This is a genomic window from Pseudomonas sp. KBW05, from assembly GCF_003852405.1.
GTDB lineage: Bacteria > Pseudomonadota > Gammaproteobacteria > Pseudomonadales > Pseudomonadaceae > Aquipseudomonas.
Genome location: NZ_QAJM01000014.1, coordinates 1 through 17,686, shown reverse-complemented (window position 1 = coordinate 17,686; position 17,686 = coordinate 1). Strand labels below are relative to the sequence as shown.

The window sequence follows — 17,686 nt, the reverse complement described above, 5'->3', positions numbered from 1 at the left end:
GTTGGAGGCCTTGTATTTCGCCTGTGGGATAACTTATTTCGGCCCCATGATCTTCCCTAGTTTCTCCGGCGAAGGCGCCCCTTGCTGTTGCTGCAACCCACCCTTGTCATCCAGATAAAAAATCGCCGGCGTCGCCGACAACTCCAGTTCATCCATCAGCTTCATATTCCCATCCAGCTTGGCCTCGATATTCGCCGGGATCTTCGCCAGTGCCTGCAACTTGCTGCCCTTGCCGGCGGCTTCGTGTTCTTCCAGGGCCTTTTGCGGGTCTTTGGCGGCGAACAATGCGGCGGATTTGGCCGCACTGTCTTCGCGGATGATGCCGACCATGATGTGGCGCAACTGCACTTTGCCGGCTTTCACCCATGGGCGCGCCTGTTCCCAGAACATGTTGCAGTACGGGCAGTTGGGGTCGCTGAACAGGTAGACGATGCGCGGCGCGTTGACGTCGCCGTCCTGGATCCAGCTGCTTTTTTCCATCTTGGCCCAGACTTCCTTGGCCATCGGCGCGTACACCAGTTTTTCCAGGGGCGCGCTGCTCAGGTCGTTGCCTTGGGCGTCGTACAGGTTGCCGGCGAGCACGCTTTTGCCGTCGGCGGTCAGGTACAGGGCCATGCCGCGGTTCTGGTATTGCGCGGCGTAGCCGGTGAGGCCGCTGGGGGCGTCGAACTTGCCGAGGATCTTGGCGCCCTTGGCTTCGATCTGTTTGATCGGCGCGGGCCAGTCTTCGGCCTGGGCCAGGGTGGCCGCCAGCGTCAGCGGCAGCAGGGTCAGCAGGTGGCGGAAGCTTGGCATGTCGGTTTCCTTGCAGGGGCGGTGTCGAAGGGTTCCATGGCGCGGGCCAGGCTGGCTTGGGACAGTTCACCGAGGTGGCTGTTGAGCAGGCGCCCGTCGGCGCTGTAGAACAGCGTAGTCGGCAGGGCCATCGAGCCCACGGCCTGGCCGAGGCGGCCGCTGGCGTCGAACAGCACGTTGTCGAGGGTCAGGCCCTGGGTGGCGAGGTAGGTGCTGACGCTTTGCATGCTTTCGGCCTGGTTGACGAACAGGAAGGTCACGTCGGGATGTTGGCGTTGCGCGCGTTCCAGCACGGGCATTTCCCGGCGGCACGGCGGGCACCAGGTGGCCCACAGGTTGATCACCAGCGGGCCGCCCTTGTAGTCGGCCAGTTGCACCGTTTCGCCGCTGGCAGTGCGCAGGGTGATGTCCGGCAGTTGGGCGCCCTTGTCGTAGAGGCTCAAGGACAAACTGGTCAGCCCCCAGAACACCAGGCCGGTGACCACTCCGGCACCCAGCGGCGTGCGCAGGGCCGGGCGGCGCCAGCCGTACGCCAGCGCGCCGAGGATCAGGGCAATGACGCCGGGCCAGGCGAGGAAGCCGCCGTCACGCAGGTCCACCATCAGCAGCGGGTCGTGGCTGTAGTCGTTCCAGTACATCAGCACAAAACTGAGTCGCGCCACCAGCATGCCCAGCAGGAACAGGCTGAACAGCACCGATTCCGGGTTCTCACCGCCACGCTTGGCCACGCGCCAACCCACCAGGGTGGCGAGAATCAGCGCGCTGATCAGCAGGAGGTGATTCAGGGCGATGGCGAAGGTGCCGATGGTCAGGGTCAACATCAGAGGGCGTCTCGGGTTTGCGTCCAGCGTTGCAGGAAGGCGGTGGCATCCACTTCGCCGGTGATGCGTTGGGCGCGGCGTTCTTCACCGTCGGGGCCGATCCACACGAAGCTCGGTGGCCCCGGGACTTTATAGCGGCCGAGCAGTTCGCGGCTGGCGGCGTTGTCGGCGGTGACGTCCAGGCGCAGCAGGCGCACGTCCTTGAGGGCATCCATCACTGCGGGTTTGCCGAACACCTGTTTTTCCATGATCTTGCAGGACACGCACCAGTCGGCATAGTAGTCCACCAGCACCCACTGGCCCTGGGCCTTGGCGCTGTCGAGTTGGCTTTGCAGCACGGCGGGGTCGCTGATGGTCATGAACGCGTCGTGGGCGCTGGGAGCAGCCGCCACCGGCGAGCCGCCGTAGACCTTGAGCGGCTGCCACAGGTCATCGCTGCCACCGGCTGCGCCCACCACCAGCACTGCGCCCCACAGGCCCAAGACCAGGGAGCCGGCGCCAAACACCTTGGCGGCCAGGCCGTATTCGCGGGCCAGGGTCCAGCCGCAGTAGGCCATGACCAGCGCCAGTGCGCCCCACAGGCCGAGCCACAGGCTGGCATCGACCACCGGGCGGATCATCAACACGGCGCTGCCGAGGAACAGGAAGCCGAAGATGCCCTTGACCAGGTTCATCCAGCTGCCGGACTTGGGCAGCACGCCGTTGCCCAGGGTGACGAGCAACAGCAGCGGCACACCAATGCCGATGCCGAGGGTGAACAGCGCGAGGCCACCGAACACCACGTCGCCGGTCTGGCCGATATACAGCAGCAGTCCCGCCAGCGGGGCCGTCATGCAGGGGCCCACCACCAGGGCGGAGAGGGCGCCGAGTATGCCGGCCCCGACCATGCTGCCGCCGCTTTGCTGGCGGCTGAGGTTGTCCAGGCGATCACGCAGGAAGGCCGGCAGTTGCAGCTCGAAGAAGCCGAACATGGGCAGCGCCAGCAACACAAACAGCGTCGCGATGGAACCGAGCACCCAGGGTTGCTGCAGCCACGCTTGCAGGTTGGCGCCGAGCAGGGCCGCCACCACGCCCAGTGCGGCATACACCAGGGCCATGCACACCACGTAGCTGCCGGCGAGGGCAAAGCCGCGTCGCGGGCTGGCACCACTGCCTACCACCAGGCCCGCGAGAATCGGCAACATGGGCAACGAGCAGGGCATAAACGCCAGGCCCAGGCCAAGCGCGAAAATAGCCAGCAAGCTCCAGAACAGATTCCGTTCACTGAGGAATCGGGCGATTTTCTGGTCGTCGGCCGTACCGCCAGCCACTGCTGGCTTGGCTGCCCCGCCCAGGTCCACGGTCATCGACTGCGGCGGATAACACAGGCCCGCATCGGCGCAACCCTGCCAGCCCAGCTTGACCTGGCCGGTAACGCCGGCAGGAATTTTCACCTCCAGGCCCTGGCGATACACTTGCTGCTCGCCGAAGAACTCGTCGCTATGGGCTTCCCCCTGGGGCAGCACGGGTTTCTCGGCCAGGCCGTCGAACTTCATGCGCTGCTGGTACAGGTAGTAACCGTCGGCAATCTGCCAATACAGTTGGGTCTCGCCACTTTCCAGGCGCTCGGAGGTAAAGGTGAAGGCCTTGCCCACCGGGAGGAAGTCGGGTTTTGTCTCAAACGGATTGCCCGGCGCGGCCGTGGCGAACCCGGCGAACAACACCAGCAGAAAGATAAACAGATGCCGCATGGTCAAGCCTTAGTTCGATGCAAGTGAGGCACACAATGTGTGGCGTTGATTAACCGATGATTAACCGGGGCTATTCTAGAGTGTAGGGAATCGCTGAGCATGGATCTTTTAGCGGCATAATCTGCACTTAATCGGCCGCACTTCTAATCACGCCATCTTTCATGAAGGGTTCAGCATGCACGTACTGGTCTGCGAAGACGACGATCTGATCGCCAGCGGCATCGTGGCCGGCCTCACCGCCCAGGGTTTTACCGTGGAGCGCGTTGGCACGGCGGCGGCTGCACGGGCCATGCTCAAGGCGGCGACGTTTGACATCATGGTGCTTGATCTCGGCTTGCCGGACGAAGATGGCCTCAAGCTGCTGCAGCAACAGCGTAGCCAGGGGTTGGAAATCCCGGTGCTGATCCTCACCGCCCGCGATTCTGTGACCAACCGTGTCGACGGCCTGCAAGCCGGTGCCGACGATTACCTGCTCAAGCCCTTCGACCTGCGCGAGCTGGCCGCGCGCCTGCAAACCTTGTTGCGGCGCATGGCCGGGCGCAGCGTCAACCTGATCGAGCATGGCCGTTTGGCCTACGACCCGAGCAGCCGCGAGACCTTTCTGGGCGGCGAACCGGTGGACCTGTCCCGTCGCGAGCAGGCGTTGCTGCAAGCCCTGCTGCACAACAAGGGCCGCGTACTGTCCAGCGAGCAGCTCAAGGACAGCGTCTATGGCTTCAATGACGAACTGGAAAGCAACGCGCTGAACGTGCATATCCATCACCTGCGCCGCAAGTTGGGCAACGGCATTGTCGAGACCGTGCGCGGCCTCGGCTACCGCCTGGGCCCGGCGGACGGTGGAGAGGACGCGTCGTGAAAAGCCTGCGCCTGCGCCTGACGTTCAAGCTGGGCGCCGCCTTTGTACTGATCTGGGCCCTGGCGGCTGCCTGGATGCTCAACGATCTGCGCAACCAGATGATGTTCTCCCTTGACCAGCGTCTGGTGGCTTCGGCGCGCATGGTCGCCGGGCTGATGGAAGAGATGCCGGGCCTGGCCAGTTCCAGTGTGGGCAAGCATTTCGGCGCCAAGCCACTGAATGTGCCGGGCGGCATGGCCTGCCAGGTCAGTTCGTTGCGCGGCGAAGTCCTGGCCCGCAGCCACACGACCCCGGACGAGGGCCTGGAGTCCATGCGCAGTGGCTTTCGTGACCAGGTCATCGACGGCGCGGCGTGGCGCAGTTTCACCTTGTCCCGTGGCGATCTGTTGATCACCACCGCTGACCGCCAGGTGGAGCGTGAGGCGTTGAACCTGTCGATCCTGCTCGCGGCTTCGGTGCCGGTGGGTGTGGCGATGCTTGGTTGCCTGTGCCTGTTGTGGCTGGGTATCGGCCAGAGCCTGGTGCCGCTTAACCGCATGCGTGACGCGCTGATGCGGCGCAGTGCCGACTCCCTGGAACCGTTGCAGATCCACCCGCTGCCCAGCGAACTCAAGCCGTTGCTCGACACCCAGAACCAACTGTTCCAGCGCATTGCCAAAGCCATCGAGCGTGAGCGCCGCCTCACCGGCGACGCGGCCCATGAGCTGCGCAGCCCGCTGACGGCCATCAAGACCCACCTGCAAGTGGCTCGTATGACCGACGGCGCGGCCCGCGACCAGTCCCTGGCCCATGCCGAGGAGGGCGCCGACCGTTTGCACCGTACCCTGGAGCAACTGCTGTTGCTGGCGCGAGTGGAAGGCAGCCTGTCCTTCGACGACGGTTTGCAATCCAGCGCCGAGCAAGTCGCGCGGCTGGCCATCCAGGACGCCAATGCCGGCGACAACGGGCGCATCGACCTGATCCTGGCGGACAACCTCGTCGACACCCCGGTGGAAATGCCGGTAGGCCTGGCGGTCGCGGCGCTGCGCAACTTGCTGGACAACGCCTTGCGTCACACGCCCGCCGATACACGGGTGGAACTGAATGTTTTCAGCGACGCCGAGCATGTGGTGTTCCGCGTGCGTGACCATGGCAAGCAGATCTCCAGCGAGGACTTGCAATACCTCACCCAGCGTTTCTGGCGCAATGGCAACAGCGAAGGCTGCGGCTTGGGCCTGGCGATTGTGCAGGCGATTGTGCAGCGCTGCTCTTGTTCGTTGAAATTCGACAGCCAGGCCGATGGCCTGCGGGTTGAGTTGGGCATGCCGTTGCGGCGCTGACCCTTTTCTTTCAAGTCCCAAATAGTTACCGCCCACCTGGAATTCAAGCCTTCAGGATGGCGGTAATTTTTTTGCGCTTGAACGGGCTGAATGATTCGGCCTGGACTGAAAAGGACAGCTTTTATGTTGGTGATCGATACCAGTTTCCCCTCCAAGGATTTCAATGAACGCAACGGCGAGGCCGTGCGCCAGCTGATCCTGCATTACACCGCCGCGCCCTTTGGTTCATCCCTGCGTACCCTGACGCGGGATGGCGTCAGCGCGCACTATCTATTGCCCGACCCGGATGAACCCAGCTACCGCGCCGCCGGTTATGAGGAACTGCGAGTATTCCGCCTGGTGAACGAAGACCAGCGCGCCTGGCATGCCGGGGTCAGCCAGTGGGGTGGGCGGGATAACCTCAATAGCCGCGCGATTGGCATCGAAATCGTCAACCTGGCACGGGATGACGGCGGTGTGTTTACCTTTCCTGCGTACGCTGAGGAACAGATCGAGGTATTGATCGCACTGGTGCGCGACATTCTTGGCCGTTATCCGCAGATCGGCCCGAGTGACATCCTCGGGCACTCGGACGTGGCGTATTGGCGCAAAAGTGATCCCGGCCCGCGCCTGCCGTGGCAGCGTTTGCATGAAGCGGGGATCGGTGCCTGGTTCGACGAGTCGACGCGGGCGATGTACCAGCGACGGTTTTGCCTCGGCTTGCCGCCGGAAGTCGAGGTGGAGCGGGCGTTTCAGCGTTACGGGTACAAACCTGCGCAGAACCGGTGGGCGTTTGAACAGCGCACGCGGGCGTTCCAGATGCACTTTCGGGCGCGGGATTATGGCGGGTTCCTGGATGCGCAGACCTGCGCGATTCTGTATGCGTTAAATGAAAAGTACCGCTGCCTCTGACCGCATACACGTCCCTTGTGTCGAACTCGGTCCAAATGTGGGAGCGGGCTTGCTCGCGAAAGCGGTGGGTCAGTTGCACATGTATTGACTGACACTCTGCATTCGCGAGCAAGCCCGCTCCCACACAAGCCCGCTCCCACATTTTGGATCTGTGCTTATCTGGCAGATGTCCTCGACCACTCCGGCTTTTTAGCGACCACAGGCCTAAATCCTCCCTTCGCTGGTGCGTTTCCAGAACAGGAATCAGATGAGGGATCGAGTAATGTCCGTCGCTATCAGCCATATCGAAGACACCCCGCTTCACGAAACGCTCTACCAGTTCGACGAAACCCCGCTGCTGGCCCGCCAGCGTCAGCAGGAATCCAACGCCCGCAGTTACCCGCGGCGCATTCCCCTGGCGCTCAAACGGGCCAAGGGCATCTACGTGGAAGACGTCGAAGGTCGCAGTTTCATCGACTGCCTGGCCGGCGCCGGCACGCTGGCGCTGGGGCATAACCACCCGGTGGTGATCGCCGCCATCCAGCAGGTGCTGAGCGACGAGTTGCCGTTGCACACCCTGGACCTGACCACGCCGGTCAAGGATCAGTTTGTGCAGGACCTGTTCGGCCTGCTGCCGACAGAACTGGCGCGGCAAGCGAAAATCCAGTTCTGCGGGCCCACCGGTACGGATGCGGTGGAAGCCGCGTTGAAACTGGTGCGTACAGCCACCGGACGCAGCACGGTGCTGTCGTTCCAGGGCGGCTACCACGGCATGAGCCAGGGCGCCTTGAGCCTGATGGGCAGCCTGGGGCCGAAAAAGCCCTTGGGCGCGTTGCTCAGTAATGGCGTGCAATTCCTGCCGTACCCGTACGACTATCGTTGCCCGTTCGGCCTGGGCGGCGCGGAGGGGGTGCGGGTCAACCTGCATTACCTGGAAAACCTGCTGAACGACCCGGAAGCCGGGGTATTGCTGCCAGCGGCGGTGATTGTCGAAGTGGTGCAGGGTGAGGGCGGCGTGATCCCGGCCGATCTCGACTGGTTGCGTGGCCTGCGCCGTATCACCGAGAGCGCCGGCGTGGCGTTGATCGTCGACGAGATCCAGAGCGGTTTCGGTCGCACCGGCAAGATGTTTGCCTTTGAGCACGCCGGCATCATCCCGGATGTGGTGGTGATGTCCAAGGCCATCGGCGGCAGTCTGCCGCTGGCGGTGGTGGTGTACCGCGACTGGCTCGACACCTGGCTGCCGGGCGCGCATGCCGGGACGTTCCGTGGCAATCAGATGGCCATGGCGGCGGGTTCGGCGGTGATGCGCTACCTCAAGGAACACGACCTGGCCGGCCATGCCGCCGCCATGGGCGAGCGCCTGGGTGAACACCTGCGCATCCTGCAGCGCGATTTTCCGCAACTGGGAGATATTCGCGGTCGCGGGCTGATGTTGGGGGTGGAGCTGGTCGATCCGCAGGGCGCCGTCGATAGCCAGGGCCATCCGCCGGTGCATCGCCAACTGGCGCCGCTGGTGCAGCGCGAATGCCTCAAGCGCGGCCTGATCCTGGAACTGGGTGGGCGCCATGGCAGTGTGGTGCGCTTCCTGCCGCCACTGGTGATCACCGCTGTTGAAGTGGACCAGGTGGCCGAGATCTTCGGCCGCGCCTTGGCCGCAGCGGTCGCCAGCCTCTAATTTTTTCGCGGTTTGGTACGTTTCTACAGATATCAGCGCTGCGCGTGGTGCGCAGCCAGCCTTTTAGCGATGGAGAACAGCAATGACCTCAGTATTTGACCGCGACGACATCCTGTTTCAGGTAGTGGTCAACCATGAAGAGCAGTATTCCATCTGGCCCGACTACAAGGCCGTGCCGGAAGGCTGGCGCACCGTGGGCAAGAGCGGCCTGAAGAAAGAGTGCCTGGCCTATATCGAAGAGACTTGGACCGATATGCGCCCGCTGAGCCTGCGTCAGAAAATGGATGGTGCGGCGCTCGCTTAAGCAGCGCAGATCAAATGTGGGAGCGGGCTTGTGTGGGAGCGGGCTTGCTCGCGAATGCGGTGTGTCAGTAATACGTATGCAAGCTGACACACTGCATTCGCGAGCAAGCCCGCTCCCACATTTGGACGGTGTTGCCTTTTAGGTGTTCTTCTCTTTTTCCGACCCGGCTGTCACCACCTGCACACTCAAACGCGGCGTAGCCAGATCCAACCCCGCCTCATCCAGATGCCGCTTCAGTGACAAGTTGAACGCCCGCGACACTTCCCACTGCTTGATCGGCGCCGTCTTGAACCGTGCGCGCAGGATCGCGCTGCCCGACTCGAAACTCTCCACCCCCTGAATCTCCAGTGGCGACCAGATATTGCGGCGTTGCAGCGGGTCGTTGCGCATCTTCTGGCCGACGTCGCGCATCAGCTTGATCGCGTCGTCGATTTCCATGTTGTACGGGATCGCCACCCGGAAGATCGCGTAGCCGAACTCCCGCGAGTAGTTCTTGATGCTCTTGATTTCGCTGAACGGGATGGTATGCACGATGCCGTCGATATCGCGCAGGCGCACGGTACGGATGGTCAGGCCCTCGACGGTGCCGAGGTGGCCGCCGACGTCCACGTAGTCGTCGATGGCCAGGGAGTCTTCGATGATGATGAACAGGCCGGTGATCAAGTCCGCCACCAGCGACTGTGCACCAAAACCGATGGCCAAACCGATCACACCGGCACCGGCCAGCAGCGGCGTGACGTTCATGCCCATGTTTGCCAGGGCGACGATGGCGGCGATGATAAAGATGGTCACGAACAACACGTTGCGGATCAGCGGCATCATGGTCTGCGCACGCGCATTCGCCAGGCCTTTGCGCGAGCGGGTGAGGGCGTGGTGGATCGCGGTGTCGCTGAGGATCCAGATCAGCCACGCAAACAGCAACGTGCCGGCCAGGCCGAACAGCTTGACGCTGATTTCATGACCGTCGCCTTCGGTAAAACGAATCAGCGACAGGCCCCACACCCGCAGGCCCAATTCGATAAACACCAGCCACACCACCAAGTGGGCGAGGGTGTAGACAAAACTTTTCAGCCGCTCGGAGTACAGCGCATGGCGCTTGTGCCCGCGTTGAGGCTTGAGCGCGTGACGCCGTACCAGGCCGTTGATCACCATGCACAACACCAGCAACACCGTGCACAACAGCGATTGGCGCAACGCGGTGCTGGTGTCGCCGGCAGAGACAAAGGTGGCGAACAGCGAGATGCCCACCAGCAGCAAGGCCGGGATGTACCAGAAGGAACCGATGATCTCGATGGTGTCGCTCAGGGCGCGGCGCGTGAGGCGGCGCGACAGCGGCTGGTTGCGGATCAGGTGGGCAATCGGCCGGCGGAAACGCAGGATGAATACGCCGGTGGACAGCGCAGCCATCACATTGGCGACGGTCGCCGCCGTATGGGACAGGTGCTGGCCCAGGGCCTGGACCAGCCTTGGGTCGCTCAAGGCTTCACCGAAGGCGGCAAAGCTGCCGATCCACCACAGCGGGCGGAAGGCCTGGTGGCGCAGGATATACAGGGCGCGATGGCGGTGCGGGCCGTCGAGCACCGAAAACGCAATCACACAGATCGCCGAGAAACAGGTGCCGACCACCAGCGCATAGGCCAGCACCATCGCCAGGGATTTGCCCAGGGACGACGGCAGCACGTAGCTCAGGTACACCGTGATCACCAACGCGATCAGCCACGGCCCCAGTTTGCGCAGGGCGAAGCGCACCATGTCCCAGGTGCGCGGGTGTTGCGGCAGCTCTTCGGGCAGGCCGAAACGTTCGCGCACGCGGTGGCTGAGCCAGATCAGTGCGTAGGCCAGCAGGCTCCACACCGCCAGGATCAAGGCAAAGCCGAAAATGATCGGCAACCATTCGTTGGCCGGCAGCAGCAGGGCGCTGAATTCATCCTTGGCCTGATCGAATTCATTGGACCAGCGCCCCAGCGGGCTGTCGGCCCCGGAAAACTGCGCTTCCAGGTTGGCCAGCGTACCGCCGATCAACCCCAGCACGCCTTCTTCGGCGGCGGGTTGGGCTTTTTGCGTGGCGGCGCGCAGTTTTTTCAGATCGCTCAGCAGTTGGGTGCGCTGCTGGTCGTTCTCCAGGGTCTTGATCACCTCGTCCAGCGACTGCCCCAACGGCACTTCGGCCTGGGGCTGGGCCTTGTTATTGCTGCCAAGCAAGCCAGGCAGGCTCACCGCTTGGGCAGGCGCGAGCGGCAGCAGGGTGAGCAGGGCGATCAGCAGGTAGCAGGGCAGGGCAAGCAGGCGGGAGAACACTAGGCGGTCAACCTTGAACACGACGGGTTGACCGAGTGTACGAGGGCAGGGGTCATTCGGCCAGTTTGGCGAGGATTTTGTATACCACGGTGCCGAGGATCAGCAGCATGCCGATCCACATGCCGAACACGCCAAGGGGTTTGTCGCGAAAGTTGAAGCCCACGGCCAGCATGATCATGCCGATCAGGATCGGGATAAGCATGGCGTGGAAGGAGGACATGGAGATCATGGTGCGACGGCCTTGTCGGAGTGGGAATACTGACAAGTCTAGGTCGGATTTTTGGAAGTGGGAGTGATATGGGTCAGGTTAACGCAGAACCAAATGTGGGAGCGGGCTTGCTCGCGAATGCGGTGGATCAGACAAAAAATCTGTGACTGATCCACCGCATTCGCGAGCAAGCCCGCTCCCACATTTTTGACCGCATTCAGCCCAGAGATCAGGGCAGGTCGCGACTGGCGTAAAACGCCCCCAACACCTTCACCAGATGCGCCAGGTCATGGCTGCCGCACAGCTCGCGAATCGAGTGCATGGCAAACGTCGGCAAGCCGATATCCACGGTGCGCACGCCCAGGTGGCTGGCGGTGATCGGGCCGATGGTCGAGCCGCAGCCCATGTCGCTGCGCACCACGAAGCTCTGCACCGGCACTTCTTCGGCCATACACAGGTGGCGGAAGAACCCGGCGGTTTCGCTGTTGGTGGCGTAGCGCTGGTTGCTGTTGACCTTGATTACCGGCCCGGCGTTGAGCTTGGGGCCGTGGTTGGCGTCGTGCTTCTCGGCGTAGTTCGGGTGTACACCGTGGGCGTTGTCCGCCGAGACCAGCAGGGATTTCTGAATGGTGCGTACGAATTCATCGCCTTCCGGCAGCAGGCGGCGCAGGGTCTGTTCCAGCATCGGGCCATCAGCGCCGCAGGCCGAGCAGGAGCCGACTTCTTCGTGGTCGTTGCACACCAGCACGCAGGTTTCATCGGTTTCGCTGGTGAGCAAGGCTTGCAGGCCGGCGTAGCACGACAGCAGGTTGTCGAGGCGGGCGCCGGCGATGAAGTCGCCATTGAGGCCGATCACGGCTGCGCTTTGCGTGTCGTAGAAGCTCAGCTCGTAATCGAGCACCACGTCGGCATTCAGCCCATGTTCGCGGGCCAACTGCTCGGTGAGCACGGCGCGGAAGTCCACGCGCTCGTCGCCGGCGAATTGCGCGAGGATCGGCGGCAGCTCGGTCTGCGCGTTGATCGCCCAACCCTGGTTGGCTTCACGGTTCAGGTGGATGGCCAGGTTGGGGATGATGGCGATGGGCAGCTTGAAGTCGATCAGTTGGCTTTCGACCTTGCCGTCGCGGCGGAAGGTCACGCGGCCGGCCAGGGACAGGTCGCGGTCAAACCATGGTGCCAGCAGCGCGCCGCCGTAGACTTCGACGCCCAACTGCCAGAAGCCCTGGCGTTGCAGCTCGGGCTGGGGCTTGACCCGCAGGCACGGGCTGTCGGTGTGGGCGCCGACCAGGCGGATACCGCCCTGCAACGGCGAGTGGCGGCCGAGCTTGAAGGCGATGATCGAGGAGTCGTTGCGGGTCACGTAATAGCGCCCGTTGGCCTCGGTGGCCCAGGTTTCGCGCTCGTCGAGCCGTTGGTAACCGGCGGCTTCCAGGCGCTGGGCCAAGGCAGCAGTGGCATGAAAAGGAGTAGGGGAGGCCTTGAGGAAGTCGATCAGGCCTTGATTCAACGCTTCGCGCATAAATAGCTCCAGACAGCAATGCGCGGAGTTTACCGTCGGTGGCGAAAAGTGCACAGAACAAATGTGGGTGCGGGCTTGCTCGCGAAGGCGGTGTGTCAGTCAACATTTTTGGTACTGACAGACCGCATTCGCGAGCAAGCCCGCTCCCACATTTTGATTGTATTGCCAGCTTTAGAAGGGGGCAGGGCACTCGAAGCGCAGGCGCTCGCCGCTTTGCGGATGGGTGAAGCTCAGCATGCTCGCGTGCAGGCACAGGCGTGGCCAGGCGGCCAGGGCTTGTTCGTGGGCGTACAGGCCGTCGCCCAGGAGTGGGTGGCCGATAGAAAGCATATGCACGCGCAACTGGTGCGAACGCCCGGTAATCGGCGTCAGCTCCACACGGCACCAGTCGCCACAGCGCTCCAGCACTTTCCAGAAGGTCAGCGCGTGTTTGCCGAACTCGTGGTCCACCACATGGCGCGGCTTGGTGGGCGGGTCGTAGCGCAGGGGCAGGTCGATGCTGCCGCTGTCCAGTTCCGGTTGGCCCCAGGCCAGGGCGGTGTAGGCTTTTTCGGTTTCACGGTCGTGAAACTGACGGGACAGTTCGCGGTGCGTGTCGGCATCGCGGGCCAGCAGGATGATCCCCGAGGTTTCCCAGTCCAGGCGATGGACGATGCGGGCTTCGGGGTAGCCGTTTTCCTGCAGGCGAGTGATCAGGCAGTCCTTGTTGTCGTCGGCGCGGCCAGGCACCGAGAGCAGCAGGGTCGGCTTGTTCACCACCAGGACGGCGTCGTCCTGATGAATGATATGGATATTGGACAACGGCATTAAACAGCCTCGTAACAAACGCCAACGGCGGCTCGCTCACCTGGGTCCCCAAAAGGGATCAAGGTGCGCGAGCCGCCGTGGCGACCGCCTGTTCGCTTAACGATCAGGCAGGGTGATATTGAGTTCCAGAATCGAGCAGCTGCCGTCGTTTTCCAGGGCGACATGCACGTCATCGTTGCCGATATTGACGTACTTGCGGATCACCTCGACCAGTTCCTTCTGCAAGGCTGGCAGGTAGTCCGGCGTACTGCGTTGGCCGCGTTCGTGCGCCACGATGATCTGTAGACGCTCTTTCGCTACCGACGCGGTACTTGGCTTTTTGTTGGCGCGAAAGAAGTCGAGAAATTTCATTGTTTAGTTGCCTCCAAAGATACGCTCGAAGAATCCCTTCTTCTTTACATCGAGGAAGCGATGTTCCACGGTCTTGCCGAGCAAGCGATCAACCGCATCGCTGTACGCCTGGCCGGCGTCGCTCTGGTCATCAAGAATCACCGGCACGCCCTGGTTGGATGCCTTCAGCACGGCCTGGGATTCCGGGATCACGCCCAGCAGGGTCACTGCAAGGATGTCCTTCACGTCTTCAACACCAAGCATTTCGCCGTTGCTGACGCGCTCAGGGTTGTAACGGGTCAGCAGCAGGTGTTCCTTGATCGGATCTTCACCCTTTTCGGCGCGCTGGGACTTGCTGGCCAGCAGGCCGAGCATGCGGTCCGAGTCACGTACCGAGGACACTTCCGGGTTGGTAACGACGATGGCTTCATCGGCGAAGTACATCGCCAGGTGAGCACCGGTCTCGATGCCGGCCGGGGAGTCGCACACCACGTATTCGAAGGTTTCCTTCAGTTCAGCGAGGACTTTGCCTACGCCTTCCTTGGTCAACGCATCTTTGTCGCGGGTCTGGCTGGCGGCCAGTACGTACAGGTTCTCAAGGCGCTTGTCCTTGATCAGGGCCTGTTGCAGGTTGGCTTCGCCGTTGACCACGTTGACGAAGTCGTACACCACGCGGCGTTCGCAGCCCATGATCAGGTCGAGGTTGCGCAAACCGACGTCGAAGTCGACGATGACTGTCTTGTGGCCGCGCAGAGCGAGGCCGGTACCGATAGCGGCGCTGGTGGTGGTCTTACCCACACCACCCTTGCCGGATGTAACCACGAGAATCTTGGCCAAGGTGTTTCACCCCTAAGGAAAAAGGACGTTTCAGTCCCTGAAAAACATCTCTTGATACTCGCCGCAGGCGGACAGCCCTTGTAGGGAAAAGACGGGTTTGCGCAGGAAAAACGCCAACCTTCAGATGTTCCTACACAAGTAATGCCAGTTTCGCTGTGCTATCAGAGTCTAGAGATGCTTGGAAAATGCGGCAGTATCCGTTAAAGACGGATGATGTTCAACACATCGCCCGACAGGCTGACCTGCACCCCCGCCCCCCAGAGCGGATCACGGCGCAAATCTTCGGAAACCTTGTAACGGCCTGCGATGGACACTAGCTCAGCGGTCAATTGCTGGCAAAAAATCCGCGCCTTGGTATCACCCTTGATGCCGGCCAGGGCACGGCCGCGCATCGGGCCGTATACATGGATGTTGCCATCGGCGAGAAGTTCCGCCCCGGGACTGACCGAGGAGATCACCACCAGGTCGCTGCCTTCGGCATAAATCTGCTGCCCGCCGCGTACGGGCGAGGTGATGATCTTTGTAGGCTTGATCGTCGGAGCCGGTGGTTTTTCCGGTTTTTTCTTCTCTTCGGCGACCAATGGTTCGATTGGACGCTCGCGCGCGCCGGACGGCGGCAGTACTGGCAGTTCAATGGCGATGGCGGCGGCAATGTCTTCGATACGGCTGGCACGAATCGCCAGGGTGCGCAGGCCATGGGAGCGGCACACGCGCATCAGGCCGGGCAGGTCGATAAGGCCCTGGCCAGCCGGAAGTTTGTCCAGGGCCAGTACCAGCGGGGCGTTGTTGAAAAAGTTCGGCGCCAGGGCAACCTTGGCGGCGAGCTGGCGGTCCAGGGCGTCGAGGTCGTTGCGGGCCAGTTCCAGCACGGTGATGGCGAGCATGCTGCCTTTCAGCTGGAACACGGGATCTTGGTCTAGCGGTTCGGTTTGGCTCATGGTCGGCATAAAGCGGCTTGTCACGAAAAGTGTCGAGACTTATAACGAGAACATCCACTGGCCGCAAGCCGAGTCGAACCGTTGTAGAATGCGCGGCCCTGTCTTTACCGGAATCTGTAATGGATCGCCCGCGTTTTCGAGCTGTATTTTTTCACCCGCGTTTCTGGCTGTTATGGCTGGGGCTCGGCCTGCTGTGGCTGGTCACCCAGTTGCCCTACCGTGCGCTGCTGACCATTGGTCGCCTGCTGGGAGCGGGGATGTACCGTGTGGCCGGCGAACGCCGCCGCATCGCCGCGCGAAACCTGGAACTGTGCTTCCCGGAAAAATCCGCGAAAGAGCGTAAACATTTGCTTAAAGAAAACTTTGCCTCCACCGGCATTGCCTTCTTTGAGATGGCCATGAGCTGGTGGTGGTCGCGCCAGCGCCTGGCGCGCCTGGCCCATGTCGAAGGGCTGGAACACCTCAAGCAGGCCCAACTGGATGGCAAGGGCGTGATCCTCATGGCCTTGCACTTCACCACCCTGGAGATCGGTGCGGCTCTGCTTGGGCAGAAGCACACCATCGATGGCATGTACCGCGAACACGGCAACCCGTTGTTCGACTTTATCCAGCGCCGTGGCCGTGAGCGCCATAACCTCGACTCCCTGGCCATCGAGCGCGAAGACGTGCGCGGCATGCTCAAGCTGCTGCGCGCCGGCCGTGCGATCTGGTATGCGCCGGATCAGGACTACGGCGCCAAGCAGAGCATCTTCGTGCCGCTGTTCGGCATCCAGGCCGCCACAGTGCCGGCCACCAGCAAGTTCGCCAAGCTGGGCAAGGCGCTGGTGGTGCCGTTCACCCAGGAACGCCTGGCGGACGGCAGTGGTTACCGGCTGGTGATCCATCCGCCGTTGACCGACTTCCCGGGCGAAAGTGATGAAGCGGATTGCTTGCGTATCAACCAGTGGGTTGAAGCGTCGGTGCGTCAGTGCCCCGAGCAGTATCTGTGGACCCATCGCCGCTTCAAGAGCCGGCCACCGGGCGAGCCCAAGCTGTACGAAAAACGCCGCCGATAAGACAGATGAGCACTTGTGGCGAGGGAGCTTGTCGAATCGTCGCACCGTCCCGCTGGAGTGCGAAGCGCTCCCAAGATGTTGGGGCCGCTACGCAGCCCAGCGGGAGCAAGCTCCCTCGCCACAATAAGACCGACCTTTCCCCACATGGAGTGACGCGATGCGCCCAGCTGAACCGGTTACAGGCTTGATTCTTTCCGGCGGTGGGGCGCGAGCGGCGTATCAAGTGGGGGTGTTGGCGGCGATTGCCGAGTTGTTGCCGCCGGGGGCACCCAACCCGTTTCCGGTGATTGTCGGCACCTCGGCCGGAGCGATCAATGCCGTCAGCCTGGCCAGCGGTGCCACGGATTTCACCGCGGCGATCCAGCGCCTCACTGCCTTCTGGCAGGGCTTTCGCAGCCACTTGGTGTTGCGCAGTGATTGGCCGGGGGTGATCCGCCAGGCGAGTCGTTTCTTTATCCATAGTTTGCTGGGGCTGGGCGCGCAAGTGCCGGTGGCGCTGCTCAACAGCAGCCCCCTCAAAGCGTTGCTCAAGGACAAGCTGCATCTGGACGGCATCGACGACGCCATCCGCAACAAGCATCTGCATGCGGTCGCAGTGACGGCTTTTGGCTATGAGTCCGGGCAGGCGGTGACCTTCTATCAGGGCGGCGGCACCATCGACGCCTGGTTGCGCCATCGGCGTATCGGCGTGCCCACGCAATTGTCGGTTGAGCACCTGCTGGCCAGCTCGGCGATCCCGTTGCTGTTCGCCCCGGTGAAACTCGACCAGGAATACTTCGGCGATGGCGCCGTACGCCAATCCGCCCCTATCAGCCCGGCCCTGCACCTGGGCGCCAGTCGGGTGCTGGTGGTGGGCGTCAGCGGCAATCCCCGTAGCAATGAGCCGGCCGTGCAGCGTAGGTTCACCGGCCAGGAACCGACCCTGGCGCAGATTGGCGGGCATATGCTCAACAGTACGTTCATTGACAGCCTGGAAAGTGATATCGAATTGCTGGAACGCCTCAACCAGTTCAGCCATTTCCAACCGGCCGACAGCGCGGCCCGTGGTCTGGCGCCGGTGGAAGTGCTGGTGATTGCACCGAGCCAGCCCATCGACGAGATCGCGGCACGGCATCGCCAGGAATTGCCGGCGGCGTTGCGTCTGTTCTTGCGGGGGCCGGGGGCGACCAAGACGAGCGGGGCGGGGGTGTTGAGTTACTTGCTGTTCGAGGCGGGGTATTGCAGCGAGTTGATCGAATTGGGGCGGCGGGATGCGTTGGCCAAGCGTGAGGAAATCACCCGATTCTTGGGGTTGCCCCCAGTCTAAATGTGGGAGCGGGCT

17 protein-coding genes are annotated in these 17,686 nt (G+C 62.6%); 7 read left to right on the top strand and 10 right to left on the bottom strand.

Annotation, left to right across the window (positions count from 1 at the left end):
• Nucleotides 1-33 precede the first annotated feature (33 nt).
• Genes dsbG through dsbD form a run of 3 tightly spaced genes read right to left on the bottom strand, consistent with a single transcriptional unit; the run spans nt 34 to nt 3,346 of the window.
• Nucleotides 34-795 carry a thiol:disulfide interchange protein DsbG gene (gene dsbG, locus DBR46_RS12675; protein ID WP_124526473.1) on the bottom strand — a complete coding sequence of 254 codons (762 nt, stop codon included), beginning with the start codon at nt 793-795 and terminating at the stop codon, nt 34-36.
• Complete coding sequence (locus DBR46_RS12670) at nt 771-1,616, bottom strand: TlpA disulfide reductase family protein (protein WP_124526472.1); 846 nt, start codon at nt 1,614-1,616, stop codon at nt 771-773. Before DBR46_RS12670 ends, dsbG begins: the two co-directional genes overlap by 25 nt.
• Nucleotides 1,616-3,346: a protein-disulfide reductase DsbD gene (dsbD, locus tag DBR46_RS12665; RefSeq protein WP_124526471.1), complete on the bottom strand. Its 1,731-nt coding sequence runs from the start codon at nt 3,344-3,346 to the stop codon at nt 1,616-1,618. Before dsbD ends, DBR46_RS12670 begins: the two co-directional genes overlap by 1 nt.
• Before the next feature lie 175 nt (nt 3,347-3,521).
• Here dsbD and DBR46_RS12660 point away from each other — a divergent pair, with 175 nt between their 5' ends.
• From DBR46_RS12660 to DBR46_RS12640, 5 genes are all read left to right on the top strand, one after another.
• Nucleotides 3,522-4,202 carry a response regulator gene (locus tag DBR46_RS12660; RefSeq protein WP_124526470.1) on the top strand — a complete coding sequence of 227 codons (681 nt, stop codon included), beginning with the start codon at nt 3,522-3,524 and terminating at the stop codon, nt 4,200-4,202.
• Nucleotides 4,199-5,521, top strand: a complete 1,323-nt coding sequence (locus DBR46_RS12655; protein WP_124526469.1) for an ATP-binding protein — start codon at nt 4,199-4,201, stop codon at nt 5,519-5,521. Before DBR46_RS12660 ends, DBR46_RS12655 begins: the two co-directional genes overlap by 4 nt.
• Nucleotides 5,522-5,644: 123 nt before the next feature.
• Nucleotides 5,645-6,412, top strand: a complete 768-nt coding sequence (locus DBR46_RS12650; protein WP_124526468.1) for an N-acetylmuramoyl-L-alanine amidase — start codon at nt 5,645-5,647, stop codon at nt 6,410-6,412.
• A gap of 262 nt (nt 6,413-6,674) precedes the next feature.
• Complete coding sequence (locus DBR46_RS12645; protein ID WP_124526467.1) at nt 6,675-8,069, top strand: aspartate aminotransferase family protein; 1,395 nt, start codon at nt 6,675-6,677, stop codon at nt 8,067-8,069.
• A gap of 82 nt (nt 8,070-8,151) precedes the next feature.
• Nucleotides 8,152-8,373 (top strand): MbtH family protein, encoded by a 222-nt coding sequence (locus tag DBR46_RS12640; RefSeq protein ID WP_017527671.1) that lies wholly within the window; start codon nt 8,152-8,154, stop codon nt 8,371-8,373.
• A gap of 138 nt (nt 8,374-8,511) precedes the next feature.
• Here DBR46_RS12640 and DBR46_RS12635 read toward each other — a convergent pair whose 3' ends face one another.
• The 7 genes from DBR46_RS12635 to minC form a co-directional block, all read right to left on the bottom strand.
• The gene (locus DBR46_RS12635; RefSeq protein WP_124526720.1) at nt 8,512-10,671 is read right to left on the bottom strand and encodes a mechanosensitive ion channel family protein; all 2,160 of its coding nucleotides are present in this window, start codon (nt 10,669-10,671) and stop codon (nt 8,512-8,514) included.
• Between the two features lie 52 nt (nt 10,672-10,723).
• The gene (locus tag DBR46_RS30320) at nt 10,724-10,900 is read right to left on the bottom strand and encodes a hypothetical protein (RefSeq protein WP_010208820.1); all 177 of its coding nucleotides are present in this window, start codon (nt 10,898-10,900) and stop codon (nt 10,724-10,726) included.
• Between the two features lie 208 nt (nt 10,901-11,108).
• Complete coding sequence (locus DBR46_RS12630) at nt 11,109-12,398, bottom strand: M18 family aminopeptidase (protein WP_017737533.1); 1,290 nt, start codon at nt 12,396-12,398, stop codon at nt 11,109-11,111.
• Between the two features lie 171 nt (nt 12,399-12,569).
• The gene (locus DBR46_RS12625) at nt 12,570-13,205 is read right to left on the bottom strand and encodes an RluA family pseudouridine synthase (RefSeq protein ID WP_017737534.1); all 636 of its coding nucleotides are present in this window, start codon (nt 13,203-13,205) and stop codon (nt 12,570-12,572) included.
• 96 nt (nt 13,206-13,301) lie between these two features.
• On the bottom strand, nt 13,302-13,556 hold the full coding sequence (gene minE / locus DBR46_RS12620) for a cell division topological specificity factor MinE (RefSeq protein WP_003175252.1): 255 nt from the start codon (nt 13,554-13,556) through the stop codon (nt 13,302-13,304).
• Nucleotides 13,557-13,559: 3 nt separating this feature from the next.
• Complete coding sequence (minD, locus tag DBR46_RS12615) at nt 13,560-14,372, bottom strand: septum site-determining protein MinD (protein WP_017737535.1); 813 nt, start codon at nt 14,370-14,372, stop codon at nt 13,560-13,562.
• A gap of 200 nt (nt 14,373-14,572) precedes the next feature.
• The gene (gene minC / locus DBR46_RS12610) at nt 14,573-15,310 is read right to left on the bottom strand and encodes a septum site-determining protein MinC (protein ID WP_026136878.1); all 738 of its coding nucleotides are present in this window, start codon (nt 15,308-15,310) and stop codon (nt 14,573-14,575) included.
• Nucleotides 15,311-15,429: 119 nt separating this feature from the next.
• Between minC and DBR46_RS12605 the strand changes: the two genes are divergently transcribed.
• Both DBR46_RS12605 and DBR46_RS12600 read left to right on the top strand, forming a co-directional pair.
• Nucleotides 15,430-16,365 (top strand): lipid A biosynthesis lauroyl acyltransferase, encoded by a 936-nt coding sequence (locus tag DBR46_RS12605; RefSeq protein WP_124526466.1) that lies wholly within the window; start codon nt 15,430-15,432, stop codon nt 16,363-16,365.
• Between the two features lie 157 nt (nt 16,366-16,522).
• Nucleotides 16,523-17,671, top strand: a complete 1,149-nt coding sequence (locus tag DBR46_RS12600; protein WP_124526465.1) for a patatin-like phospholipase family protein — start codon at nt 16,523-16,525, stop codon at nt 17,669-17,671.
• Nucleotides 17,672-17,686 lie beyond the last annotated feature (15 nt).